The organism is Terriglobia bacterium (assembly GCA_020073495.1).
Taxonomy (GTDB): domain Bacteria; phylum Acidobacteriota; class Terriglobia; order Terriglobales; family Acidobacteriaceae; genus JAIQFD01.
In genome coordinates this window covers 125,891-148,339 of sequence record JAIQFD010000007.1, presented here as the reverse complement: position 1 = coordinate 148,339, position 22,449 = coordinate 125,891, and the positions used below count along the sequence as shown (strand labels likewise).

Annotated in this window: 30 protein-coding genes and 1 tRNA gene; 19 read left to right on the top strand and 12 right to left on the bottom strand. The window is 63.6% G+C overall.

From position 1 onward, the window contains the following. Positions 1-76: 76 nt before the first annotated feature. Positions 77-514: an OsmC family protein gene (locus LAN37_16175; protein ID MBZ5648747.1), complete on the top strand. Its 438-nt coding sequence runs from the start codon at positions 77-79 to the stop codon at positions 512-514. Between the two features lie 74 nt (positions 515-588). Here LAN37_16175 and LAN37_16170 read toward each other — a convergent pair whose 3' ends face one another. Continuing rightward, entirely contained in the window at positions 589-834 is a 246-nt protein-coding gene (locus LAN37_16170) for a hypothetical protein (protein ID MBZ5648746.1), read from the bottom strand. 184 nt (positions 835-1,018) lie between these two features. On the opposite strand from LAN37_16170, the gene LAN37_16165 reads away from it, so the two are divergent. The 5 genes from LAN37_16165 to trpB all read left to right on the top strand — a co-directional run bounded on the left by LAN37_16165 (position 1,019) and on the right by trpB (position 4,544). Further along, positions 1,019-1,105: transfer RNA gene (locus LAN37_16165), tRNA-Leu, on the top strand. Between the two features lie 223 nt (positions 1,106-1,328). Further along, positions 1,329-2,174, top strand: a complete 846-nt coding sequence (gene trpC, locus LAN37_16160; protein MBZ5648745.1) for an indole-3-glycerol phosphate synthase TrpC — start codon at positions 1,329-1,331, stop codon at positions 2,172-2,174. Positions 2,175-2,228: 54 nt separating this feature from the next. After that, positions 2,229-2,585, top strand: coding sequence for a four helix bundle protein (locus LAN37_16155; GenBank protein ID MBZ5648744.1), 357 nt, complete (start codon positions 2,229-2,231; stop codon positions 2,583-2,585). 19 nt (positions 2,586-2,604) lie between these two features. Further along, on the top strand, positions 2,605-3,252 hold the full coding sequence (locus tag LAN37_16150; GenBank protein ID MBZ5648743.1) for a phosphoribosylanthranilate isomerase: 648 nt from the start codon (positions 2,605-2,607) through the stop codon (positions 3,250-3,252). A 26-nt stretch (positions 3,253-3,278) separates the two neighbouring features. After that, positions 3,279-4,544 (top strand): tryptophan synthase subunit beta, encoded by a 1,266-nt coding sequence (trpB, locus tag LAN37_16145; GenBank protein MBZ5648742.1) that lies wholly within the window; start codon positions 3,279-3,281, stop codon positions 4,542-4,544. A 69-nt stretch (positions 4,545-4,613) separates the two neighbouring features. Here the strand turns inward: trpB and LAN37_16140 are convergent, their stop codons facing one another. After that, positions 4,614-4,970, bottom strand: a complete 357-nt coding sequence (locus LAN37_16140) for a four helix bundle protein (GenBank protein ID MBZ5648741.1) — start codon at positions 4,968-4,970, stop codon at positions 4,614-4,616. 161 nt (positions 4,971-5,131) lie between these two features. On the opposite strand from LAN37_16140, the gene trpA reads away from it, so the two are divergent. From trpA to LAN37_16095, 9 genes are all read left to right on the top strand, one after another. Then, a complete protein-coding gene (gene trpA, locus LAN37_16135; GenBank protein MBZ5648740.1) occupies positions 5,132-5,923 on the top strand; it encodes a tryptophan synthase subunit alpha in 792 nt (263 codons plus the stop codon). A 71-nt stretch (positions 5,924-5,994) separates the two neighbouring features. Further along, entirely contained in the window at positions 5,995-6,306 is a 312-nt protein-coding gene (locus LAN37_16130; protein ID MBZ5648739.1) for a chorismate mutase, read from the top strand. Between the two features lie 49 nt (positions 6,307-6,355). Further along, a complete protein-coding gene (locus LAN37_16125) occupies positions 6,356-6,673 on the top strand; it encodes a DUF1330 domain-containing protein (GenBank protein ID MBZ5648738.1) in 318 nt (105 codons plus the stop codon). After that, complete coding sequence (aroF, locus tag LAN37_16120; protein MBZ5648737.1) at positions 6,670-7,689, top strand: 3-deoxy-7-phosphoheptulonate synthase; 1,020 nt, start codon at positions 6,670-6,672, stop codon at positions 7,687-7,689. Before LAN37_16125 ends, aroF begins: the two co-directional genes overlap by 4 nt. Before the next feature lie 133 nt (positions 7,690-7,822). After that, positions 7,823-8,683 (top strand): prephenate dehydrogenase/arogenate dehydrogenase family protein, encoded by an 861-nt coding sequence (locus tag LAN37_16115; protein ID MBZ5648736.1) that lies wholly within the window; start codon positions 7,823-7,825, stop codon positions 8,681-8,683. Beyond that, a complete protein-coding gene (locus LAN37_16110; GenBank protein ID MBZ5648735.1) occupies positions 8,680-9,123 on the top strand; it encodes a DUF4442 domain-containing protein in 444 nt (147 codons plus the stop codon). Before LAN37_16115 ends, LAN37_16110 begins: the two co-directional genes overlap by 4 nt. An 85-nt stretch (positions 9,124-9,208) precedes the next feature. After that, on the top strand, positions 9,209-9,910 hold the full coding sequence (locus tag LAN37_16105; GenBank protein ID MBZ5648734.1) for a CoA transferase subunit A: 702 nt from the start codon (positions 9,209-9,211) through the stop codon (positions 9,908-9,910). A gap of 41 nt (positions 9,911-9,951) precedes the next feature. Continuing rightward, on the top strand, positions 9,952-10,233 hold the full coding sequence (locus LAN37_16100; protein MBZ5648733.1) for a hypothetical protein: 282 nt from the start codon (positions 9,952-9,954) through the stop codon (positions 10,231-10,233). Between the two features lie 57 nt (positions 10,234-10,290). After that, positions 10,291-10,992 carry a CoA transferase subunit B gene (locus LAN37_16095; GenBank protein MBZ5648732.1) on the top strand — a complete coding sequence of 234 codons (702 nt, stop codon included), beginning with the start codon at positions 10,291-10,293 and terminating at the stop codon, positions 10,990-10,992. A 65-nt stretch (positions 10,993-11,057) separates the two neighbouring features. Here LAN37_16095 and LAN37_16090 read toward each other — a convergent pair whose 3' ends face one another. The 4 genes from LAN37_16090 to LAN37_16075 all read right to left on the bottom strand — a co-directional run bounded on the left by LAN37_16090 (position 11,058) and on the right by LAN37_16075 (position 13,906). Beyond that, positions 11,058-11,252, bottom strand: a complete 195-nt coding sequence (locus LAN37_16090) for a hypothetical protein (GenBank protein MBZ5648731.1) — start codon at positions 11,250-11,252, stop codon at positions 11,058-11,060. Positions 11,253-11,328: 76 nt separating this feature from the next. Next, entirely contained in the window at positions 11,329-12,384 is a 1,056-nt protein-coding gene (gene mtnA, locus LAN37_16085; protein MBZ5648730.1) for an S-methyl-5-thioribose-1-phosphate isomerase, read from the bottom strand. A 3-nt stretch (positions 12,385-12,387) separates the two neighbouring features. Continuing rightward, entirely contained in the window at positions 12,388-13,110 is a 723-nt protein-coding gene (gene pyrE / locus LAN37_16080; protein MBZ5648729.1) for an orotate phosphoribosyltransferase, read from the bottom strand. A gap of 94 nt (positions 13,111-13,204) precedes the next feature. Continuing rightward, on the bottom strand, positions 13,205-13,906 hold the full coding sequence (locus LAN37_16075) for a CPBP family intramembrane metalloprotease (GenBank protein ID MBZ5648728.1): 702 nt from the start codon (positions 13,904-13,906) through the stop codon (positions 13,205-13,207). 290 nt (positions 13,907-14,196) lie between these two features. Between LAN37_16075 and LAN37_16070 the strand changes: the two genes are divergently transcribed. Beyond that, positions 14,197-14,640, top strand: coding sequence for a hypothetical protein (locus LAN37_16070; GenBank protein MBZ5648727.1), 444 nt, complete (start codon positions 14,197-14,199; stop codon positions 14,638-14,640). 51 nt (positions 14,641-14,691) lie between these two features. On the opposite strand, the gene LAN37_16065 is transcribed toward LAN37_16070, so the two are convergent. Beyond that, positions 14,692-15,255, bottom strand: a complete 564-nt coding sequence (locus tag LAN37_16065) for a class IV adenylate cyclase (GenBank protein ID MBZ5648726.1) — start codon at positions 15,253-15,255, stop codon at positions 14,692-14,694. 95 nt (positions 15,256-15,350) lie between these two features. Between LAN37_16065 and LAN37_16060 the strand changes: the two genes are divergently transcribed. Beyond that, entirely contained in the window at positions 15,351-15,800 is a 450-nt protein-coding gene (locus tag LAN37_16060) for a RidA family protein (GenBank protein MBZ5648725.1), read from the top strand. A 69-nt stretch (positions 15,801-15,869) separates the two neighbouring features. Here LAN37_16060 and LAN37_16055 read toward each other — a convergent pair whose 3' ends face one another. Together LAN37_16055 and LAN37_16050 are read right to left on the bottom strand one after the other, a co-directional pair. Further along, positions 15,870-16,154: an antibiotic biosynthesis monooxygenase gene (locus LAN37_16055; protein ID MBZ5648724.1), complete on the bottom strand. Its 285-nt coding sequence runs from the start codon at positions 16,152-16,154 to the stop codon at positions 15,870-15,872. Between the two features lie 82 nt (positions 16,155-16,236). After that, positions 16,237-17,574, bottom strand: a complete 1,338-nt coding sequence (locus tag LAN37_16050) for an adenylosuccinate synthase (GenBank protein ID MBZ5648723.1) — start codon at positions 17,572-17,574, stop codon at positions 16,237-16,239. A gap of 250 nt (positions 17,575-17,824) precedes the next feature. Here LAN37_16050 and LAN37_16045 point away from each other — a divergent pair, with 250 nt between their 5' ends. Both LAN37_16045 and hisC read left to right on the top strand, forming a co-directional pair. After that, positions 17,825-18,613 carry an rRNA pseudouridine synthase gene (locus LAN37_16045; protein ID MBZ5648722.1) on the top strand — a complete coding sequence of 263 codons (789 nt, stop codon included), beginning with the start codon at positions 17,825-17,827 and terminating at the stop codon, positions 18,611-18,613. 7 nt (positions 18,614-18,620) lie between these two features. Then, the gene (hisC, locus tag LAN37_16040) at positions 18,621-19,751 is read left to right on the top strand and encodes a histidinol-phosphate transaminase (GenBank protein MBZ5648721.1); all 1,131 of its coding nucleotides are present in this window, start codon (positions 18,621-18,623) and stop codon (positions 19,749-19,751) included. 42 nt (positions 19,752-19,793) lie between these two features. Here the strand turns inward: hisC and LAN37_16035 are convergent, their stop codons facing one another. The 3 genes from LAN37_16035 to scpB form a co-directional block, all read right to left on the bottom strand. Next, positions 19,794-20,777, bottom strand: a complete 984-nt coding sequence (locus LAN37_16035; protein ID MBZ5648720.1) for an ROK family protein — start codon at positions 20,775-20,777, stop codon at positions 19,794-19,796. 127 nt (positions 20,778-20,904) lie between these two features. After that, positions 20,905-21,708, bottom strand: coding sequence for a bifunctional DNA-formamidopyrimidine glycosylase/DNA-(apurinic or apyrimidinic site) lyase (gene mutM / locus LAN37_16030; protein MBZ5648719.1), 804 nt, complete (start codon positions 21,706-21,708; stop codon positions 20,905-20,907). A gap of 17 nt (positions 21,709-21,725) precedes the next feature. Further along, the gene (scpB, locus tag LAN37_16025) at positions 21,726-22,415 is read right to left on the bottom strand and encodes an SMC-Scp complex subunit ScpB (GenBank protein MBZ5648718.1); all 690 of its coding nucleotides are present in this window, start codon (positions 22,413-22,415) and stop codon (positions 21,726-21,728) included. Between the last annotated feature and the right edge of the window lie 34 nt (positions 22,416-22,449).

Sequence of the window (22,449 nt, the reverse complement as noted above, 5' to 3'; positions counted from 1 at the left end):
GGATGACAGGCGACCCTGGGGAAGGTGTACCCTTGGAGGGTTTCATTGCGGTCTCATAACCGATCAGGAGGTTGATATGCAACGGAAAGGCAGTGCGGTGTGGAAGGGCGGTTTGAAGGACGGTAAGGGCACCGTGTCGACCGCCAGCGGAGTACTGAAAGACACACAGTATTCCTTCGCGACGCGCTTCGAGAACGGCGCCGGGACGAACCCCGAGGAACTGATCGCGGCGGCGCACGCGGGCTGCTTCTCGATGGCGCTTTCGGCGCAGCTCGGCAACATGGGCATCACGCCGGAGGCGATCGAGACCACCGCGACGGTGACCATGGAGAAGCTGGAGCCGGGATTCACCATCACCGCCGTGCACTTGGATGTGACGGCGCGCATCCCCGGAGCCGATCGAGCAAAATTCGACCAGGCGGCCCAAAACGCCAAGGAAGGCTGCCCGGTGTCGCGCGTGTTGCATGCGAGGATCACCATGGACGCGAAACTGGCGGGAGAAAAAGCGGCATAAAAGAAGTACTCAGTACCCGGTACTCGGTACGCAGCGGGCTCCGAAAGGGGTCCGCTTCTTGTTTTGCCGGGACCCTATTCGGATTGGCTACGGAGGATCTCGCGGATCTCGCGGTTGATGCGGGCGGCATCGCGGACGGCGGTGTCGATCAGGCCTGCCCATTTCTTGCCGGCCTCGTCGAGGCTGCTCTGGGAGAGCAAGTAAGAGGCCTGCATGACGGTCTCGATGGAGTTGCTGAGATCGTGCGCCAGGGCGCGCAGGTGCTGGTTGATCTCCGGGGGAATCTTGGCCGCGGGTTCCGCTTTGGGTTGGAGCGACATCGGGTTCTCCTGCCGGGGCAGTTTACCTCTTTCGACACCTTCGCGGGGAAGGGCCGGGCAGCCGCAATCGCTAAACGGTGGGAATGTCATGCGCGGAGACAGGTTTCACGCGGGGCCCGCTGGTTTGACACTGCCGCCGACGGCCTGTAAGAATAATGAGGTCAAACTGCTCTCCTCTTCCCGTGCCGAAGTGGCGGAATTGGCAGACGCGCATGGTTCAGGTCCATGTGCCCGCAAGGGCGTGGGGGTTCGAGTCCCTTCTTCGGCACCAATCGCTTGAAAGAGCTTCGTAAACTGAGGTCCTTCGCCGCCGGGCGGCTCAGGATTTCGCCAGCGGGCTCCCGCTTCGCTCACGCCCGCAAAACGGCTCAAGTTCGAGTCCCTTCTTCGGCACCAAAGTCAGCTGCTAGCTACTAGCTTCTCGCCGCAAATCCCTGCTGATGCGATTCTTCGGGCGCTCGTCTGTCTCAAGCCTTTATACTTCTGGAGTCGCCATGCCTGTGACGCTGGAACAAATCGTTGCCGTGACGCGGAAGAAGATCATCGGCTGGAAGCGCACGGTGGACGAGCGCGAGCTGGAGCGGCTGGCGGAGACGCGCACGCCGCGGAGGTTTCAGGAGGCACTGTTGCGGGCCGGAGCCCGCGGGCCAGCGATCATCGCGGAGCTGAAGAAGGCCTCGCCGTCGAAGGGCGTGATCCGCGGGACGCTGCACGTGGCACCGCTGGCGCTGGGCTTCCGGGAGGCCGGGGCGGCGGCTCTGTCGGTACTGACCGAAGAGGAATTTTTCCAGGGATCGATCGCGAACCTGACCGAGGCGGCGGCAGCGACGGACCTGCCCGTCCTGCGTAAAGACTTCATCGTGGACCGGCTGCAGATCCTGGAGACGCGCGCGGCAGGCGGAGATGCGGTGCTGCTGATCATCGGGGCGCTGGCGCCGGCGGAGTTCACCCACCTGTACGGACAAGCGGTGGACATCGGGCTCGACGTGCTGTGCGAAGTGCATGACGAGAAGGAACTGGAGCTGGCGAAAACCGTAGGCGCCAACCTGATCGGAGTGAACAATCGCGACCTGCACACCTTCGAGGTGGACTTGAATACCGCGCTGCGCCTGGCGCCCATGCTGCCCAAGGGCGCGGTACGCGTCGCGGAGAGCGGGATCCGCAGCGGCGCCGACATCCGGGCGCTGCGCGAGGCGGGATACCACGCGTTCCTGATCGGCGAGTCGCTGATGAGGGCGGAATCGCCGGAGGAAGCGCTGCGGCGATTGATCGCGGAGGCCAAGGCGCCGCCGCTGGGCGCGGCGGGCGTGGCGAACTGGGGAGCGGGAACGAAGGACTAATCGCCGAGATCGCCGGTATCGCCGACATCGCCGAGATCGGTGGAGGTACGGAACATGAGCCTTGAACAGCACGACGAACTAAGGAGACGAACGAAGCAATTCGCACTCCGTATCATCAGGCTTAGTCGATCTCTACCGGAGAATCGAGAGGGCGATGTGTTCGGAAGGCAGCTACTGCGCGCCGGTACCAGCGTTGCAGCAAATTACCGGGCTGCCGGGCGATCGCGCTCCAAGGCAGACTTCGTTTCCAAGATCAGTGTTGTGGTGGAAGAAACGGACGAAACGGTCTTCTGGCTGGAGTTGCTGCAGGAATCCGGATTCGTTTCTGGTGAACGGCTTGAGCCGCTCTTGGACGAAGCAAATCAGCTGGTCGCAATCTTTTCTGCATCGCGGCGTACGGCAAAGGCCTAGTCCGATCACGGCGATTCTAATCATGTGGGTGAAGATCTGCGGGACGACGAACCTGGAGGATGCGCGCGTGGCGGTGGAGGCCGGGGCCGACGCGCTGGGCTTCATCTTCGCTCCCAGCCCGCGCAGGATCAGCCCGAAGGATGCGAAGAAGATCATCGCGGAGCTGCCGAAGGAAGTCGAAAAGGTTGGAGTGTTCGTGAACCAAAAGCTGGAAATCGTTCGCGACACAATCGAAGTTGCGGGACTCACGGCGATCCAGTTCCACGGCGAGGAAGAACCCGAGTTCGCCAGCTTGTTCAAGAAATATAAGGTCCGTGTCTACAAGGCATTGCGGGCCGAAACGGTGCGGCACGAGGCAGATCGGTTCGATGGCATCGCGGACGCACTGTTCGTGGATGCTGGAACCCCCAAGAAGCGAGGCGGCACAGGAAGGACGTTCGACTGGGATGAGGCCGCTCCCTTCGTTCGTCTGCTGCGGCGGCGAGCGAAGGTCGTCATCGCGGGCGGGCTGGAGCCAGGTAACGTTTCCCGCGCGATCGAACTCTTTCAACCATGGGGCGTCGACGTGGTGAGCGGAGTGGAGAAAGAGCCGGGGAAGAAAGATCACGAGAAGGTCAGGGCGTTTGTGAAGGCGGCGAAGGAAGCTGCGGATCGGGTCATCGGGTGATCGGGTCATCGGGTCAAGTGAGAACGATCAAGGCAAAATCGAAGACGTTTCGGACGAAGGCTGCTGGCGGGGACGCCCGCAGGAGAGCCGGCGGGACGCCAGCGCTACATGTCCCGGGGCGGTTTGGCGCGTATGGCGGAAGGTACGTCCCGGAAACGTTGATGGCGGCGCTGGAGCAACTAGAGCGCGCCTACGAATCCGCCAAGAAGGACAAGAAATTCCAGGGCGAACTCCGACGGCTACTCGAAGATTACGCGGGACGTCCGACGCCGCTGACTTACGCGCGGCGGCTGACGAAGAAGCTGGGCGGAGCCAAGATCTACCTGAAACGCGAGGACCTGCTGCACACGGGCGCGCACAAGATCAACAACTGCCTGGGGCAGGCGCTGCTGGCCGAACGCATGGGCAAGCGGCGGATCATCGCCGAGACCGGCGCGGGGCAGCACGGCGTGGCCACGGCCACGGTCTGCGCGCTGTTCGGATTCGAGTGCGTGGTGTATATGGGCACCGAAGACATGCGACGGCAGGAGCTGAACGTCTTCCGCATGCGGCTTCTGGGGGCCGAGGTGCGCGGCGTGGACGCGGGCTCACGCACTCTGAAAGACGCCATCAACGAGGCCATGCGCGACTGGGTGACGAACGTGCGCACGACGCACTACCTGCTGGGCAGCGTGCTGGGGGCGCATCCGTATCCGACCATGGTGCGTGACTTCCACAAGGTGATCGGCAAAGAGGCGCGGGCGCAAATCCTGAAGGCGGAGAAACGGCTGCCCAGCGCGGTGATCGCGTGTGTGGGCGGCGGATCGAACGCGATAGGGATCTTCTACGAGTTTCTGGCGGACAAGAACGTACGGCTGATCGGGGTTGAGGCGGGCGGGCGCGGAGGACGATTAGGCGATCACGCGGCGCGGGTCGCAGCGGGAATCGAGGGCGGCGTGCCGGGCGTGCTGCAAGGGACATACACCTACGTTCTCCAGGACGAGGCGGGGCAGATCGCGCCGACGCACTCGGTGTCGGCGGGGCTGGATTATCCGGCGCTGGGCCCGGAGCACGCAGCCCTGGCGGACGCGGGCCGGGCAGAGTACGTCGCGGCGAGCGACGAGGAAGCGCTGGAGGCTTGCGTGACGCTGGCGCAGACCGAGGGCATCATCCCGGCGCTGGAGTCGGCGCATGCGGTCGCGGAGGTCATCAAGCGCGCGCCGAAGATGAGGAAGACAGACATCGTGGTGGTCAATATCTCCGGGCGCGGCGACAAGGACGTGGGCATCCTGATCGAGCAGCTCAAGCTCTGATCGCCGGGAACGCCGGGAACGCCGGGACCGCCGTCATCGCCGTCATCGCCGTGATTGCCGGATCACTCGCTAATCTGCTTTTGCCGTGCGCCTCGAGGCGGAAAATATCGCCAGCAACTCCTTAGCTTCCAAGATAAGGGGTTCGAGGCGGTTCGAGTTCACCAGCCCGGATTCGTGAAGGAGTTCGAGCCAGAAGACGGTTTCGTCGGCTTCTTCCACAGCGATCGAGATCTTGGAAATGAAATCGGCGCGAGATCTGGATCGACCTGCGGCTCGGTAATTCGCCGCGACCGACGTACCTGAACGCAACAATTGCCTCGCAAGCACGTCCCCTTCCCGAGTCTTGGGCAGATGGTTTGACAGTCGCACGATCCGAACAGCGAACTGCTTGCTTCGTTCTCGGAGCTGCTGATGAAGATCAACCATGGCCTGACCTCGCCAGCCCTAATACACAACAACGGTACCCGTTGTCAGTGACCAAATCCACAGAAGTGTCGATGACGGCGGTCCCGGCGGTTGCGGCGATCCCGGCGATCTGGCGACGGGGTACAATCGTCGAAGCCTTTTACTGTGACTTGGGCAGTCAGATGGCACTCATTTTTCACAAGCGGCCAGCACTCATAGCGTATCTCACGTGCGGCGATCCGGACCTGGCGACCACGCGGGAGGTGGCGCTGGCGGCGATCGACGCGGGCGCGCAGGTGATCGAACTGGGCGTGCCCTTCAGCGATCCGGTGGCCGACGGGCCGGTGATCCAGCGGGCCAGCGAGCGGGCTTTGGCGAATGGCGTGACGCTGGCGCAGGTGATCGGGCTGGGCCGCGAAGTGCGCCAGGCTCGTCCCCAAGCCGGGCTGATCGTGTTCTCGTACCTGAACCCCATCCTGCGCTTCGGGGTGGAGCGCTTCTGCGCAGCGGCGGCGGACGCCGGGCTGGACGGCGCGCTAGTCACCGATTTGACCGTCGAAGAGGCCAACGAGTACCTGGCGTGCATGCGGTCGCGCAAGCTGGCGACGGTGTTCCTGGCGGCGCCCACTTCGACCGACCAGCGGCTGCGGCGGATCACAGCGGCCTGTAGCGGTTTCGTGTACGCTGTGTCGCGCACGGGCGTGACTGGAACGCGGCAGGAGCTGGCGGCCGATGCGCGGGAACTGGTGGGCCGGCTGCGCCGGTACACCAAGCTGCCCGTCGCAGTCGGATTCGGGATCTCCACGGCAGAGCAGTTTGCGGCGGTGGGACAGTTCGCCGACGCAGGAGTGGTCGGCAGCGCCATCGTGCAGACGATCGAGAAGGCTGGACGAGGGAAGGCGGCGGAGGCGGTAGGAGCATTGGTGCAAGGAATGATCGGAGCCGTCAGCCGTCAGGCAGAAGGGATAGAGTAGGGGTCCTTCGACTCGGCGCGGCGGCCGCGCCTCGCTCAGGATGACACCTTCGATTTCTCGGGTTGGACGAAATGGACATCGCAGGTTGGCGGAAGAAGATCGATGAGCTCGACCGCAGGCTGGTCGAACTCCTGAACGCGCGCGCGCTGGCGGCCAAGGAGATCGGAAAGCTGAAGCGCGACACACAGATGCCGATCTACGAGCCGGAGCGGGAGAAGGTCATCCATGAGAACGTGTGCAAGCACAACAAGGGGCCGCTGCCGGACGGCGACTTGAAACAGATTTACGAGCGGATCATCGATGTCATGAGGAAGCTCCAGAAGGAAGAGATCGGCGGGCGAGGGCGGGCGGCGGGTAACTCGGAGCTGGAGCCCAAAGACTGACCGGGTCATCGGATGATGTGGGACCTGCGAGTTGAGATAGGAGAAAGAAGTGGCGGCGTACGTGGTGGTCGAGATCGAGGTGAAAGAGGCGCAGAGGTACGAGCGCTACAAGCAGCTGGCGCCGCCGTCGATCACGAAGTTCGGCGGCAAGTACCTGGCGCGCGGCGGGGAAACAGAGACGCTGGAGGGATCGTGGTCGCCGAAGCGGCTGGTGATCCTGGAGTTCCCCACGATGGAGCGGGCGAAGGAGTGGTGGGCGTCGAAGGAGTACGCCGAGGCGAAGGGGCTGCGGCAAGCGTGCGCGGCAACCAAGATGGTGCTGCTGGAAGGGCTGCCGCGGCCTAAGGCAGAGTCGAAGCAGCCATGATCGTAGCGATGTCGGAGAGCGCGACCGAGGAACAGATCCAGCAAGTGCTGGAGCGGCTGGTCAACCTCGGGTACGAAGTGCACCGCAGCACGGGGGCGCAGCAGACCGTGCTGGGCGTGGTAGGGAAGACCATCGATTTCGACATCCGCGACATCGAGGTGATGGAGGGAGTGCGGGAGGTCCACCGCGTCAGCTCGCCCTACAAGCTGGTGGCGCGGAGCTTCCGGCCCGAGGGAACGGTGGTGCGGTTCGAGAACGGGCTGGCGATCGGCGGCCCGGATGTGGTGGTGATGGCGGGTCCGTGCTCGGTGGAGTCGCGGGAACAACTGTTCACCATCGCCGAGCAGGTGTCGAAGGCGGGCGCGCGGGTGCTGCGCGGCGGCGCGTTCAAGCCGCGGTCGTCGCCCTACTCATTTCAGGGACTGGGCGAAGAGGGGCTAAAGCTGCTGCGCGAGGCCGGCGACAAGTTCGGGATGCTGGTGATCAGCGAGGTGATGGAGATCGCGCAGATCCCGCTGATGATCCCGTACGTGGACATTTTCCAGGTGGGCGCGCGCAACATGCAGAACTTCAACCTGCTGCGTGAGCTGGGCAAGGTGCGCAAGCCGGTGATGCTGAAGCGCGGCATCGCGGCGACGCTGGAGGAGATGCTGCTGTCGGCCGAATACATCATGAGCGGCGGGAACTACGACCTGATCTTGTGCGAGCGCGGGATCCGCACTTTCGAGACTTACACGCGGAACACGATGGACATCTCGGCCATCCCGATCGTGCACAAGCTGTCGCACCTGCCCATGACGGCGGACCCGTCGCACGGGACGGGGCGTCGGGACAAGGTGTCGCCGATGGCGCGCGCGTCGGTGGCGGCGGGCGCGGACGCCATCATCGTCGAGGTGCATCACCAGCCGGAGAAGGCGCTGAGTGACGGCGCGCAGTCGCTGTATCCGGAGCAGTTCGCGGAACTGATGGGCGAGCTGCGGATGATTGCGCCGGCGGTGGGACGTAAGATCGCGTAGGGACGCGTTTAACCGCAGAGTACGCAGAGAACGCAGAGAACGCAGAGATTCTGGTGTCTGTTGCGATGTGGGCGGCAGGAAAACTGAATTACCATCCTCTGCGATCTCTGTGGTCTCTGCGGTTTAGTCATCTATGGCCTTTGGGCAAATCACTATCATCGGAACCGGCCTGATCGGCGGGTCGGTGGCGCTGGCGGCGAAGAAGCGCGGACTTGCAGCCAAGGTCGTGGGCTGCGACCGCTCGGAGGTGTTGGAGCGGGCGCGGCGTGTGGGCGCCATCGATGACGGCTCGAGCGATCCTGTGCACGCAGTGGCGGGCAGCGACGTGGTGGTGCTGGCCACGCCGGTGGGGGCGATCCTCGATCTCATCGATCGCATCGCGCCAAAGTTGCCGCCGGAGGCGCTGATCACCGATGTAGGCAGCACGAAGAAGGAGATCGTGGAGCGCGCGCGGGCGGTCCTGGGAAGGGAGGCCGGGAAGCGCTTCCTGCCCGGGCATCCGATGGCGGGGAAAGAAAGAAGCGGGATCGAGCAGGCGGATGCGGAGCTGTTCGAGGGGGCAGTCTGGTTATTCACTCCTCTCGCAGCCGGGGGCGGCCGCGCCCCGCAAGATTTCGAAGGACGCGGGAACGAGTGGGTCGGGCTGGTGGAGAAGATCGGGGCGAAGCCAAGCATCATGGACGCCGACCGGCACGACCGCTTGTGCGCGTGGATCAGCCACCTGCCGCAGATGATCTCGACCGCGCTGGCCAGCACGCTGGTGGAGGAAGTGGGGGGCGATCCGGACGTCCAGGCGATCGGCGGGCGGGCGCTCCGGGAGATGACGCGCATCGCGGCCAGCCCCTACTCCATGTGGCGCGATGTCGCCATGACCAACACGCAGAACATCGAAGAGGCGCTGCTGCGGCTGGAGCAGAAGCTGGCCTACATCCGCGAGAACCTGAAAACCGCGGGCCTGCGCGAAGAATTCGAGCGCGGCAACAAGTTCAAATGAAGAGCAAGCGCAACCGGCTGAAATGGATCAACCTTTGGCCTCCACTGCTGGGCGCCGGCATTCGCGTCCAACGGATCGATCCGGACATGAGGGCCATCGACGTCGAGATGAAGATGAAACGCTGGAACAAGAATTACGTCGGGACCCATTACGGCGGGTCGCTCTACTCGATGACCGACCCTTTTTACATGTTGATGCTGCTCGCGAACCTGGGGCGGGATTACATCGTCTGGGACAAGGCGGCGACGATCCGCTTCCGGAAGCCAGGCAAGGGGAGAGTGAAAGCAGAGTTCCGCTTGTCTGAGGCGCAGATCGAGGAGATCCGGGAGAAACTCAAGACCCAGGAGAAAGTCGAACCGACATTCCTGGTCGAGGTCAAAGACGAGGCCGGTGATGTGGTCGCCGAAGTACAGAAGGTTCTGCACGTACGAAAGAAGTGAGCCGCAGCATCTCCCCGCCCCGGCATTTGCGCCGCCGCACCACAGATAAGTAGAATCGCGGGTTCGCTGAGTGTGGAGTGTCATCATGAACAAAGTCGTAGCCAATGCAGATGAAGCGGTGAAGGACATCCAGGACGGGGCCAGCATCATGGTGGGCGGGTTCGGGTTGTGCGGAATCCCCGAGAACCTGATCGATGCGCTGATCCGCAAGGGCGTCAAGAATCTGACCACCATGAGCAACAACGCCGGGGTGGACGAGTTCGGCCTGGGCAAGCTGCTCTTCGCCGGCGCGATCAAGAAACACATCGGCACCTACGTCGGTGAGAACAAGAAGCTGGAACAGATGGTGCTGAGCGGGGAGCTGGAGCTGGAGCTGAACCCGCAGGGCACGTTCGCGGAGCGGATGCGGGCGGGTGGCGCGGGCATCCCAGCGTTTTTCACCCCGACCGGCTACGGCACGGTGATCGCCGACGGTAAGGAAGTGCGCGAGTTCGAGGGGCGGAAATACATCATGGAGCGGGCGCTGCGCGCCGATTTTGCGCTCATCAAGGCGTGGAAGGGCGACAAGTGGGGCAACCTCGTGTATCGCAAAACGGCGCGGAACTTCAACCCCATGATGGCGACGGCGGCGAAGGTCACGATCGCAGAGGTCGAAGAGCTGGTCGACGTGGGGCAGCTCGACCCGGACCTGGTGCACACGCCGAGCGTGTACGTGAAGCGGATCTTCCAGGGCGTGAATTACGAAAAGCGCATCGAGAAGAGGACGGTGCGGAAAGCAACGGCATAATCGCCGGGATTGCCAACATCGCCGTGATCGCCGGGATCGGAATGCCAGCTCCAGACAGTACCATCGAGGAAGTAAGGGCGAGCGTACTGCGGTATCTCCGCATGTACGAAGAGGGGCAGTTCACGCTGGGCGACTTGGCGGCGGAGATCGCGGTGATGGCACCGGCGTACGATTACGCCATGGGCGGGATCGAGGACCCTTACGGCGAGCTGCTCGCGGTTGCGTACAAGTACAAGAAGCAATCGGACGCCGACGCGAGCACCTCGTACGAAGAGTTGGAGAGAGCGCTGACCGAGTTTCGGCGGACGGAAGCGGCGTGGTGAGCAATCGCCGGGATCGCCGGGATTGCCATGATCGCCGTGATCGATAAGGAATCCTATATGGCAACGACACCAACGACACCGAGTAAGGTCGACAAGCAGAAGGACACGATCAAGCGGGACCGGATCGTGAAGCGCGTGGCGCAGGAGCTGCGCGACGGGTTCTACGTCAACCTGGGCATCGGCATGCCGACGCTGGTGGCCAACTTCGTGCCCAAGGGCATGGACGTGGTGCTACAGAGCGAGAACGGCATGCTGGGCATCGGGCCGTTCCCCATCGAAGGGCAGGAGGATGCCGACCTGATCAACGCCGGGAAGGAGACGGTGACCGAGATTCCCGGGACGTCCTATTTTTCCAGCGCCGACTCGTTCGCCATGATCCGCGGCGGGCACGTGGACCTGAGCGTGCTCGGCGCGATGGAAGTGGACGAGGAAGGGAACCTGGCGAACTGGATGATCCCCGGCAAGATGGTCAAAGGCATGGGCGGCGCCATGGACCTGGTGGCGGGAGCGCGGCGGGTGATCATCGCCATGGAGCACACCACGCGCGAGGGCGCGCCGAAGATCCTGAAGAAGTGCACCCTGCCGTTGACTGGCGTGAAGGTCGTGGACACCATCGTGACCGAGATGGCCTACATGCGGGTGACGCCCACCGGCCTGGTGCTGGAGGAGATCGCGCCCGGGCTGACCGCGGACGACGTGCAGAAGGCGACGGAGGCGACGCTGATCATCAGTCCGAAGCTGAAGGTGATGAGCGAATAGGAGTACTCAGTACTCGGTACTCAGTACCCAGAAAGGCGCGGGCAGCTCCGCGCCTATTTCTCTGCTCAAAAGGCGTGCCGTAGGACACGGAAGGGGAGAACCACAATCGACCAGACCAACAGCAATGCGCCTTCGACAGCGATGCCGAGCAAGCGGAACGGCAGGAGCAGAAGCCAGACGAAGGGGTAGAGCACAAGAGCCAGCAGGGCGCATGGCCAGCAGAGCACGAACAGGATGCACCAGAGAATGAACGTCAGCATGGCGGACTCCCGAGGCGCACACGCCTTGCGCCTCCTGATCAAAGATACGACGGACGGGCCGCAAAGGTTCCCGGCATCACCCGGTCACTGGCGCTGATCCGGCGAGGCGCTGCAGGGATTCCTCATAGGGCGCCTTGGCGATGCCGCGCTCGGTGATGAGGGCAGTGACGTAGCGCGCCGGGGTCACATCGAAGGCGGGATTCTCGACGCGCACACCGTCGGGGGCGATCTGCGTGCCGCCGACGTGGGTGACCTCGCGCGCGGAACGCTGCTCAATGGGGATCTTGTCGCCCGAAGGTGTTTCCAGGTCGATAGTGGACCAGGGCGCGGCGACGTAGAAGGGGATGTTGTTCTCCCTGGCGAGCACCGCGACAGAGTAGGTGCCGATCTTGTTGGCGACATCACCGTTGGCGGCGACGCGGTCGGCGCCGACCACCACGGCCTGGATCTTTCCCAGGCGCATCATGGAGCCGGCCATGTTGTCGGAGATGACGGTGGTCGGGATGCCATCCTTCATCAATTCCCACGCGGTAAGCCGCGAGCCTTGCAGGAAGGGCCGGGTCTCGTCGGCATACACCGAGATCTTCTTGCCCGCTTCGACAGCGGCGCGTATGACGCCGAGCGCGGTGCCGTAGCCGCCGGCGGTGGCCAGCGCGCCCGCATTGCAGTGCGTCAAAACGTTACCGGTGGAAGGCATGAGCGCGGCGCCGTGCCTGCCCATGGCTTCGTTGACGGCGAGGTCCTCGAGGTAGATGCGCTGGGCCTCGGCGATGAGTTCCTGCTTGATGCGCGCGACCGGCTGCTCGCTGAGGCTCTCGAACTTGTCCTTCATGCGGCGGATGGCCCAGAAGAGATTGACGGCGGTGGGGCGGGTCTCGGCGAGAGTGTCGCAGATCTCTGCGAAGCCGCGGCGGAACTCGGCGACGTGGCCGCCTTCGGCGTCACGCGCGCCGAGGGCGATGCCCATGGCGGCGGCCACGCCGATTGCGGGCGCTCCGCGCACGACCATTTTCTTGATGGCGTCGGCGACCTCTTCGTAGGTGGTGCAGGTGACGTAGCGCTCTTCGGTCGGCAGCTTGGTCTGATCAATGAGGCGGATGCCGGAATCAGTCCATTCGACGGTCTTGATCATCGGCTATCCGGCCCGGTGGACTTCGCACGCATTGCGAGGCGAATTGGTGACCGCGGGACGGTCGCAGAGATCGCACTTGGCGCTGGGGGCGAAAGCCGTCGGGTCGGCCTTGCGTTTCAAGTGCTCGGCGCGGACCTCGGACGCCTTGAAGATGGAGATGAACTCGGCATCACCGGCGGCTTTCTCGATGTTGGCGCGGCCTCCGGCCTCTTCGCGCTCCACCAGGCAGATGATGCCAATCACTTTCATGCCGGCCTGGCGGGCGGCCTCGATGGCCGCGATGGTGGAGGCGCCGGTGGTGCATACGTCCTCCACGATGACGACCTTGGCGCCCTGTTCCTGGAAGCCCTCGATGCGCTGAGCGGTGCCGTGAGCCTTCTCGGCCTTGCGGACGAGGAACCCGTGGATGAAGAAGGGCTCGCGATCGAAGTCCTTGCTGCGGGCCGGGAATCGGGTCTGGACGGCTTGCGCGCTCAGGACGCTGACCGCGGTGACGATGGGATCGGCGCCCAGGGTCATGCCGCCGATGCCCTGGGGCTGCCAGCCACGGTGCTTGATCTTGTCCAGAACGACGCGGCCGCTGAGGCGAGCTCCTTCGGCGTGCAGCGTCGTGGTGCGGCAGTCGATGTAGTAATCGCTGGTGGCGCCGGAAGAAAGCTTGAACTCACCAAGCTTGAAGGAACGATCGGACAGGAGTTCGAGCAACTGCTGACGGGGTTCGGTCATGGGAATACTCGATAAGAACAAACGATAACACGAGCGGTCACCCTTCAGCCATGCGGGAAGAACGATCCACAGGTTACGTAAGGGCAGGCGGCAGCTATTGCTGAAGGACCTTTTCCAGATGGCGGAAGCCGTCGCTGGCGATGTAGAGCATGGTGAAGAGGGTGGCATTGTAGGCGATGTGCATCAGGAACCCGGGCACGACCGACCGGGTGACGATGCGGACGATGGTGAGCGCCAGGCCGACGAGGAAGAGAACGAACAGCGGTCCCCAGGCGTTCGCCAGTTGCGCGCTGTGCATCAGAGCGAAGGCGGCGGCAGTGATCACCGTTCCCGCAGTCACGCCTACGCGCCGCGCCAGCACGGGATAGAGAAATCCGCGGTAAAAGAGTTCTTCGACCAGCGGCGCCAGGGTGATGCCGAAGATGGTTATGAGCCAGGCCGAGGCGCGGTCCTGGAAATACTTGTCGATGGGCAGATGAGGCGGGAAAGGCAGAAGGTGTCCGAGCAGGCCAACGCCAAAGGAAAGAGCCACGCCGCCGGCGAAATAGTAGGGCCAGACGCCGGCAGGCGGAGCGGCCCAGTGCACAGCTTCGGCGAAGCGGCGGCCGTACTCTCCCGTGACCAGGTAATACATGAAGATCAGCACCACGATGTAGGCAAGACACTGGGCGCCCAGGATCACCCGGAGCATCAGCGGCGACATCTCTGCCGGCAGGGGGATGCCGGCCACTCTCAGGCCAAGGCCGATCACAGTGCCGAACAGCACCATGCCACCCAGAGCCACGACCACTATCATCAGCACATCCAAGAGATTCCAGACGGGGTCGCGCAGGGGGGGCGGAACCACAGCCTCGGTCGAGTCCAGCGGCTGGACGGGATCGGGGAGCGCGTTGGGAGACAAAGACAAGGGTCCGATTACCGGCTATTCGATGCAGCCAAGCGGCTGCCAGCTACGATGGTAACGCGTGCGAGGGGGTGGGCGGGAGTATCTGGAGCGGCGAATCTGGAAAATTCCGCGTGCAAAAGGCGCATCCCTGTGCGCCGCGCAGCGGTACAATTCGAACAGATCCACCACAGGAGGCTCCTATGATGGCCATCCGTTTGGTGCGACTCATCGAAACCCATGCCGATCAACTGGCGCATGGACTCTTGCATAAATTCCAGCACGCTCCCCAGTGCGCAGATCTCAAGAAGGTTCCCGCGTCGGAGCTGAAAGACCGCAGCTACGAGATCTATCGCAACTTGAACGACTGGCTCACGACGAAGGCGGAGAGCGAACTCGAGCACCGTTATACGGCGCTGGGGGCGCGGCGCGCGGCACAGGGGGTGTCGTTCAGCCACCTGCTGTGGGCGATCACAGCCACCAAGGAACATCTGTGGGAGTTCCTGGAGAACGAGGGATTTGCAGAGAAGCCGGTTGAGCTGCTCGGTGAATTGGAGCTGCTGCACCGCGTCGAGCGGTTCTTTGATCGGGCGCAGTACTATGCGGCCATCGGATACGATAAGGCGGCCAAGTCAGCGGCGGCGTAACGGGAGCTGAGCCCGGCGGGCGCGGGTGAGCCACCAGGCCCTAGAGGATGACTATTTCGAGCGCACGGCGCGGAAGGTCATATCGCTGGCCTTGCTGCGGGTGCGCTTTTTCCATTTCAAGAACATCGCGGCGTAAGAATCGGTGATGTAATCGCGCGGCGAGAGGCCGAGGCGGCGGGCGGTGGCGTCGATCCAGCGAGGCGTGCCCTCGATCTCCCCGAGGTCGCCGATGGGCGTGTGGTCGAGCACCACCTCGCCCTGCCCGTCGGTCCATTCGGAACGGAACTTCTCGTAGCGAAACGCAGGCCGGAAGCCGAGGGCGTGCAAAATTCCATCGGTCTGAGTGCCGTCGGCGACAGAGGTCTCGATCTCGACGCGTGACTTGTGGCGGACAGCAGTGCCACGGGACTTGTGAGTGAGCTTCCACTTGCCTCCGTACTCGCGGAGGCGCAGGATCTCGCCGCGGCGGCGCAGCGGGGAGCCCGGGAGGTCGTAGAGAACGTTCATCTCATGCGTGCGGGGGGTGACGCGGCGGAACCCCAGGGCGCGGAGCTTGCGCTCCAGAGTGCGCAGGTCGGAGATGACAAACTTGATCTCGACTTCGTTTTTCGACACGACGAGATTCTAACCGCAGAGGACACAGAGGACGCAGAGAACAAGTACGGCAGCTGGGTTTTCTTCGCGTAGGATGTGTAGCCTCGGAGGAAGCGATGAAGAATGCAAGAGCCGGCGGCGGAGGCGTGTCGCAAGGCTGGAAGTATGTCAACCTGCCAAAGTCGAAGGAGTTCCCGTTCAGCGATGGCGTGCTGGCCGGCGAAACGATGTATCTGTCGGGGCGGATCGGGCTCGATCCAAAAACGAAGTGGGCCGCAGAGGACGTGGAACAAGAGGCCAGGTTGATGCTCGAAGGTTTCCGAAAAGTACTCGGTAAAGCGAAGATGACGATGGACGATTTGGTCTATGTCACCGTGTACTGCACGGATCTGTCGCTGTTTTCCCGGTTCAACGCAATCTATCGGACCTACTTCCGCGGGGAATTTCCGGCGCGGGCATTCTTGGGCGCAGGCTCGCTGGTGCTGGGAGCGAGATTCGAGATCCAGGGAATCGCCATAAGACGCTCCACCGCGGCTAAAGCCGCTCGCACTAAGGGAACGCGATAAACCCGCGCCTAAAGGCGTGGTCTTCCACGGTGGCATGCAACCTAAGCGCAGACGCTCACTCTTGAATAGCTATATCGGTTCGTAGAGGTTGGCTTCCACGCGCTCCCCGAGCTTGAGCAGTTCCCCGCGCGCGTACTGCTTGAAGTGCACGGTGGCGCGGTGGGCCTCCAGGGCCGCTTCGTCCTTGTACTGCTCGTAGACTAAGAACAGGGAACGGTCCTCGTGTCCGCGGTGGACGATGTACAGGACGCAGCCCGGTTCCTTGCGCGATTCGGTTTGCAAGTTGGAGAACGCGCGCACGACTTCGTCTTCTTTGCCGGGGTGGGCCTTCCAGGTGACAGCAAGCACGATCATAAGCAGCTCCGAAGAGGGTAGGAGTCCTTCGACTCGGCACGCCGAACAGGGCGTGCCTCGATCAGGATGACAGCGTCACAGATCATCGCGCCTGTACCTTCTGCGGCTCCAGGGCGGGCAGTGAAGCCAGGAACTCGTCGGCGAACATGGTCTGGTCTCGGTCGGGGCCGGTCGAAACCATGCCGATCTTCACCCCGACCTCCTTCTCGATGAAGGCCAGGTACTCGCGCGCCTTGCCGGGCAGCTTGTCGATGCTGGCGACGCCGGAGGTGGGCTTCTGCCAGCCGGGGAGCTTCTCGTAGACGGGCTCGAGCTTTTGGTATCCGCTGATCTGCGCGGGAACCTCGGTGACCTTTTTGCCCCCGATCCTGTAGCCGACGCAGATGGGGATCTCGGCGAGGTCGTCCAGCACGTCCATCTTGGTGACCACCAGCCAGGAGATGCCGTTGATGATGCGGGAGTAGCGCAGCAGCGGCAGGTCGAGCCAGCCGGTGCGTCGGGGGCGCCCGGTGACGGCGCCGAATTCGTTGCCCTTCTTGCGCAGCGTGTCGCCCATGGGATCGTGCAGTTCGGTGGGGAAGGGGCCCTCGCCGACGCGCGTGCAATACGCCTTGCTGACCGCGATCACGCTGTCGATGGCGTTGGGTGCGATGCCGGTGCCGATGACGGCGCCGCCCGAAGTCGCGCTCGACGAGGTGACGAACGGGTAGGTGCCGTGGTCGATGTCCAGCATGGTGCCCTGCGCGCCCTCGAACATGATGGATTCGCCGGCGGCGAGAGCCTTGTTCAGCAGAACGGCGGTGTCCACGACGAAGGGGCGGACCTGCTCGGCGACGGCGGCGTAGTCGTCGTACATGGCGTCGGGGTCGAGCGGCTCGGAGTTGAAGAGCGCGTGCGCGATCATGTTCTTCTCGTGGCACGCGTTGGCGATATGCGTCTTGAGCAGCGTGGCATCGAGCAGATCGGCGACGCGCAGGCCGCGGCGGCCCATCTTGTCTTCGTAGGCCGGGCCGATGCCGCGCGAGGTGGTTCCGATCTTTACCCGGCCGGGGGCGTTCTCGCTGGCCAGCTCGATCATGCGATGGTAGGGCAGGATGACGTGGGCGCGGTTGCTGACGAACAGGTTGCCGTCCACGTGGACGCCGGCGCCGCGCAGGGCGGCGACCTCTTTGAGCAGCGCCATGGGGTCGAGCACGACCCCATTGCCGATCACTGCGCGGCAGCCGGAACGCAGGATGCCGCAGGGAATCAACTGGAGGATGAATTTCTTTCCGTTGATGATGACGGTGTGCCCGGCATTGTGCCCGCCGGAATAGCGCGCTACCACGTTGAAGTGGTCGGAGAGCACGTCAACGATTTTCCCTTTGCCCTCGTCGCCCCACTGGGCGCCGACGATGACCGCGGTTTTGCCTCGCTTCAAAGCGTCTCCAAAGAGTCTGAAGTGCGCACTCCTTGCCCGCCAATCGGCCTGGTCCAGGGATCTAGGGGAAAACGCGCGGGAAAGGATTATAAGAAATGATAACAGAAGTACTCAGTACCTACGTACTCAGTTCAAATCAGGCACGTGGAACTGGCGCAATGCTGGCTCATCCCCGAATGCCCTAGCTGCGCAGCAACTGAGTACCGAGTACTGAGTACTCTGATACAAATAAGCAGGCATTCTAGACACTATGGAAGAACGCTTACAGAAAATCATTGCGGCGGCGGGGATCGCTTCACGGCGCAAGGCCGAGGAACTGATCACGGCAGGGATGGTCAGCGTGAACGGGCAGGTGGTGACCCAGCTCGGGGCCAAGGCCGACCCGGAGCGCGATCACATCAAGGTCGGCAACAAGCCGCTGCGCGGGCCGGAGCGGCACGTATACATCCTGCTGAACAAGCCCAAGGGATTCGTGTCCACGGTCTCGGATCCCGAACGCAGGCCGACGGTGATGGACCTGGTGCGAGGCGTCCGGGCGCGCGTGTACCCGGTGGGACGGCTGGACTACGGCAGCGAGGGGCTGCTGCTGCTGACCAACGATGGCGCGCTGTCGGCCAAGCTGATGCATGCGTCGTCACACGTGCCCAAGACTTACCTGGTGAAAGTGAGCGGGCGGCCGGACGAGGCCGACATCGAGAAACTGCGCCGAGGGGTGCGCATCGGAGGCAAGAATGACCCGCGCGGCGGCAAGCCGGTGATGACGGCGCCGGCGAAGATCCGCATCGTCCGCGAAGCGGAGAACCCCTGGTACGAGGTCACGCTCATCGAGGGACGCAACCGGCAGCTCCGGCGCATGTTCGAGGCTGTGGGACATCACGTGGAAAAGATCAAGCGCGTCCGCTACGGGCCGCTGGAACTGGACGTGGAGCCGGGAACCTACCGCCAGCTCACGCCCCCCGAGGTCCAGAAGCTAAAGAACGCGGCCCAAGGTAACCGGGGCACACATCGCGGAAAAACGCTTCGGCGTGATACAAAGTAATGTGACGATGAGCAAATTCGAAGACTTGGTGCCGGACTACATCCGCAAGCTTCCAGGATACGTTCCTGGCAAGCCCATCAAGCAGGCGGAACTGGAATCCGGCACCGAATGCATCAAGATGGCGTCGAACGAGAACCCGTTCGGCCCATCCCCCAAGGCCCTGCAAGCGATGCACGAGGCCGCCGGCGAAGCCAATTTCTATCCCGACAACGAGATCACGGAACTCCGGCTGCGACTGGCGGAGCTCAACCAGGTCGACATCAACCAGGTGATGGTGTCGAACGGCTCGACCGCATTCCTGAACATCATCGCGCGGGCGCTGCTGCGGCCGGGGCTGAACGCGGTGACCAGCGAGCGGTCGTTCATCGTCTATCCGATCGCGACAGGAGCCACGGGCGCCGACTTCATCACGGTGCCGATGAAGGACCACACTTTCGACCTGGAGGCGATCGCCGCCCGGGTGAACGCCGACACGCGGATCGTTTTTATCGCCAACCCCAATAATCCGACAGGCACGATGGTGGACGCCAAGGCCATCGACCGCTTCCTTGACCGCCTGCCAGACCACGTGGTCACCGTGCTGGACGAGGCGTATTGCGATTTCGCAACGGACTTTGCGCGGGAGCGCGGCATCGAGTACTCCCATTCGCTCGACTACGTGCGCGAGGGAAGAAGTGTGGTCGTGCTGCGCACGTTTTCCAAGGCGCACGGACTCGCTGGAGCACGCGTCGGGTACGGCTTCGCCAGCGAGAGGATGATCACGTATTTCGTGCGGCTGCAGATGGCATTCGCGGTGTCGGGGATGGCCGAGGCGGCCGCCCTGGCGGCGCTGGAAGACGAAGCCCACATCCGGCGCACGGTGGAGAACAACCGCGCCGGGGCGAAGTGGCTGCTGGAGAAATTCCGCGACCTGGGGATCCTGGCCGTGCCTACATCCGCGAACTTCATTTACTTCGAGGTCGATGATGCGGCCAGTGTCGCCAAGAAAGTGCAGGCCGGCGGCGTGATCATTCGCCCGCTGACCGGTGGGTGGGGCTGCCCCAATGCCCTGCGCGTGACCATCGGCACGCCGGAGCAGAACGAGCGCTTCATTCTGGCGCTAGCCAAGGCGACAGAACGAGCGTCGGTGGGACGGTAATTCCTTGTCCGCGGTTCAACGCGGATCCCAATCCTTACTGGACTAGGGGAACATGGACAGGCGCGCGGCGCCATAGAGGCCGGCATCTCCGCCGAGCAAGGCGCGGGTAATGATAGTTTTCTTGCGGTCCAGAGGCGCATCCGCATCCGTGTTCGTCGCGCGGTAGACGAACGACCTGGCAGCGACTTCCTTGAGCATCGCAGGGGCGAAGGCTTCCCAGGCGCTGGAGACGCCACCTCCGATCACGTACATCGGGAGATTGAAAACGTTGACCAAGTCGGCGAGAACGATGCCCAGCGCCCAACCGGCCTTCTGGTAGATTTCTTGCGCCGGGCGGTCCCCCTGCACCGCCATCCGGTAGACGACCTTGGAGCCGAACTCGGGGTCCTGGTCGGCGGCGCGGGCAAGCTCGAGCGCGCGTCCGCTGGCGATCGCTTCCTTCGCCATGCGGACGATGGCGCTGGCGGAAGCAAACTGCTCCACACAACCGCGGCTGCCGCAACCGCAGGCCGGGCCGTCGGGGTCGATCGTGATGTGGCCGAGTTCCCCCGCCATGCCCCTGAAACCGTGCCAGACCCGCCCGCCGAGGACGATTCCCCCACCGATGCCCGTTCCCAAGGTGAGCATGCACATGTCGTCGTAGTCGCGGGCGGCGCCCAGCCACTTTTCGCCGAACGCGGCCGCGTTGGCGTCGTTCTCCAGGATGACGCGTGTGCCGAGGCGTTTCTCGATCTCGTCGCGCACCGGGTAGTCCTCCCAGCCGGGGAGGTTGGGTGCCTCGCGGAGAATGCCGGTTTCCATGTCGATGATCCCGGCCACTCCGATGCCGATGCCCAGGAGCGTATCCTTTTTGAACTTGTCGGAGATCGCGCGGATGGCTGCGGTCATTTCGTCGATGACGTGGCCGCGGCCCTTCGAGATCTGCGTGCCAATCGTCAGCTTTTCCATCAGGCGGCCGGTTTCGTCCACGGCGGCGATGCGCAGGTTCGTGCCCCCGAGGTCCACTCCGATGGCGAAGGCTGTCATGGCGTGCAAGTGTAGATTATGCCGGGGAATTTGTGGTGGCCCGGCGAGCGATTAGCTATTAGCCATTAGCGTTTAGCCAGGCAGGCGGATCGTAGTTGGCTAAACGCTAATCGCAAATTGCTAACCGCTATCTCTGACACTTCGGGCAGTAATGCGTGCTGCGCCCCGCGACCACCACGCGCTTGATCGGCGTACGGCAGACCAGGCAGGGCTCCCCTTCGCGGCCGTAGACACGATGCTGGAGCTGAAAGAAGCCTTCATCCCCCTCGGCGTCCACGTAGTCGGAGACCGAGGAGCCGCCGGCGGCAATGGCCTCATTCAGCACTTGCTGGATGGATCCGTACAGGCGGTGAAGCTGGTCGCGTGTGAGCGAGCCGGCGCGCCGGCGAGGGCGGATGCCGGCGCGGGCCAGCGACTCGTCGGCGTAGATGTTGCCGATGCCGCGCAGCAGCTTCTGGTTGAGCAGCGCGCTCTTGATGGGCGTTTTGCGCTTGCGGAAGAGGCCGCGGAACAGCTCAAAGCCGAGGTCAAGCGGCTCCATGCCTTCGAATCGTTTTTCCTTGTGCACGGAAAGCCGGCCGAAGCGACGGGGATCCACAAAGCGCAACTCGCGGCCGGAGCGCAGGCGCAGGATGGCGTGAGTGTGCTTCTCGACAGGAAGATCGGGGCTGGCGATCAGCAGGCGTCCCGTCATGCCCAGGTGAACGATGAACTGCGCGCGATCAGATTTGTGACGAAGTTCGAAGACGATGTGCTTCCCCTGGCGGTGGATGCGCGCGATGCTTGCACCCTCGAGGGTGCGGACGATCTCGTCGGCGGGCGATTTCAGGGGCTCGGGCTTTTCGCCGATCCAGGCAGACTCGACCGTATCACCGGTGACGCGCTTGGCCAGACCGCGCGCGATGGTTTCGACTTCGGGGAGTTCGGGCATCGGTGAAGCCCGCCCGTCTAAGAGCTTCCGTCGTCGTTGGACGCGGCGGCTGCGGGCTCCGGAGCCTCGGAGACTCCGGTGGCGTCTGCGACCGGCTCCGGCGTTGGGAAGAGGTCAGCCTGGATGGTTTCCGCGGCCAGCTTCTCGAACTCCTCCACGCTGGGCAGCTCCCCGATGTCCTTGAGACCGAAGCGGAGGAGGAAGTCCTTGGTCGTCTTGTAGAGGATGGGGCGGCCGATCACGGCCTTGCGCCCGGCGGTGGTGATGAGCTTGCGGTCGAGCAAGGTGCCAATGACGCCGCTGGCGTCCACGCCGCGGATCTCGCTGATCTCGGGCACCGTCACCGGCTGCTTGTAGGCGATGACAGCCAGCGTCTCCAGCGCCTGGAGCGACAGGCGCACCGGCGACTTCAGCGACTTGGCGAAGGAGCGCACCACGTCGTGGTACTCGGGCTTGGTGGAGACGCGGTAGCCGCCGGCGACCTGGCGGATCTCCATGCCGCGGTCGGAGGCGGCGTATTCCTGGGCCAGTTCGTCGATCAGGTTGCGGACCTGCGCCCTCAGGCCGGCGAGCGGATCTTTCTTCTCTTCGCCGGCAGCGGGCGGCTCGGAGGCGACGTGCTCCTTGAGAGCGGTAGCGATCTGGTCCACAGTGACAGGTTCTTCCGCGGCGTAAATGATGGCTTCGATTTGGCCCTTCAAGCTCATGTCCTAGTTTCTGGTTTCTCGTTTCTAGTTTCTC

Coding starts and splice junctions, on each gene's coding strand:
- aroF (MBZ5648737.1), top strand. CDS start 6,670: ATGATCGTAGCGATGTCGGAGAGCGCGACCGAGGAACAGATCCAGCAA.
- LAN37_16155 (MBZ5648744.1), top strand. CDS start 2,229: ATGAGCCTTGAACAGCACGACGAACTAAGGAGACGAACGAAGCAATTC.
- scpB (MBZ5648718.1), bottom strand. CDS start 22,415: ATGAGCTTGAAGGGCCAAATCGAAGCCATCATTTACGCCGCGGAAGAA.
- LAN37_16130 (MBZ5648739.1), top strand. CDS start 5,995: ATGGACATCGCAGGTTGGCGGAAGAAGATCGATGAGCTCGACCGCAGG.
- mutM (MBZ5648719.1), bottom strand. CDS start 21,708: ATGCCCGAACTCCCCGAAGTCGAAACCATCGCGCGCGGTCTGGCCAAG.
- LAN37_16055 (MBZ5648724.1), bottom strand. CDS start 16,154: ATGATCGTGCTTGCTGTCACCTGGAAGGCCCACCCCGGCAAAGAAGAC.
- LAN37_16115 (MBZ5648736.1), top strand. CDS start 7,823: ATGGCCTTTGGGCAAATCACTATCATCGGAACCGGCCTGATCGGCGGG.
- LAN37_16095 (MBZ5648732.1), top strand. CDS start 10,291: ATGGCAACGACACCAACGACACCGAGTAAGGTCGACAAGCAGAAGGAC.
- LAN37_16090 (MBZ5648731.1), bottom strand. CDS start 11,252: ATGCTGACGTTCATTCTCTGGTGCATCCTGTTCGTGCTCTGCTGGCCA.
- trpC (MBZ5648745.1), top strand. CDS start 1,329: ATGCCTGTGACGCTGGAACAAATCGTTGCCGTGACGCGGAAGAAGATC.
- LAN37_16070 (MBZ5648727.1), top strand. CDS start 14,197: ATGATGGCCATCCGTTTGGTGCGACTCATCGAAACCCATGCCGATCAA.
- mtnA (MBZ5648730.1), bottom strand. CDS start 12,384: ATGATCAAGACCGTCGAATGGACTGATTCCGGCATCCGCCTCATTGAT.
- hisC (MBZ5648721.1), top strand. CDS start 18,621: ATGAGCAAATTCGAAGACTTGGTGCCGGACTACATCCGCAAGCTTCCA.
- LAN37_16170 (MBZ5648746.1), bottom strand. CDS start 834: ATGTCGCTCCAACCCAAAGCGGAACCCGCGGCCAAGATTCCCCCGGAG.
- LAN37_16100 (MBZ5648733.1), top strand. CDS start 9,952: ATGCCAGCTCCAGACAGTACCATCGAGGAAGTAAGGGCGAGCGTACTG.
- LAN37_16075 (MBZ5648728.1), bottom strand. CDS start 13,906: ATGATAGTGGTCGTGGCTCTGGGTGGCATGGTGCTGTTCGGCACTGTG.
- LAN37_16045 (MBZ5648722.1), top strand. CDS start 17,825: ATGGAAGAACGCTTACAGAAAATCATTGCGGCGGCGGGGATCGCTTCA.
- LAN37_16175 (MBZ5648747.1), top strand. CDS start 77: ATGCAACGGAAAGGCAGTGCGGTGTGGAAGGGCGGTTTGAAGGACGGT.
- LAN37_16060 (MBZ5648725.1), top strand. CDS start 15,351: ATGAAGAATGCAAGAGCCGGCGGCGGAGGCGTGTCGCAAGGCTGGAAG.
- LAN37_16035 (MBZ5648720.1), bottom strand. CDS start 20,777: ATGACAGCCTTCGCCATCGGAGTGGACCTCGGGGGCACGAACCTGCGC.
- LAN37_16105 (MBZ5648734.1), top strand. CDS start 9,209: ATGAACAAAGTCGTAGCCAATGCAGATGAAGCGGTGAAGGACATCCAG.
- LAN37_16110 (MBZ5648735.1), top strand. CDS start 8,680: ATGAAGAGCAAGCGCAACCGGCTGAAATGGATCAACCTTTGGCCTCCA.
- pyrE (MBZ5648729.1), bottom strand. CDS start 13,110: ATGACCGAACCCCGTCAGCAGTTGCTCGAACTCCTGTCCGATCGTTCC.
- trpA (MBZ5648740.1), top strand. CDS start 5,132: ATGGCACTCATTTTTCACAAGCGGCCAGCACTCATAGCGTATCTCACG.
- LAN37_16140 (MBZ5648741.1), bottom strand. CDS start 4,970: ATGGTTGATCTTCATCAGCAGCTCCGAGAACGAAGCAAGCAGTTCGCT.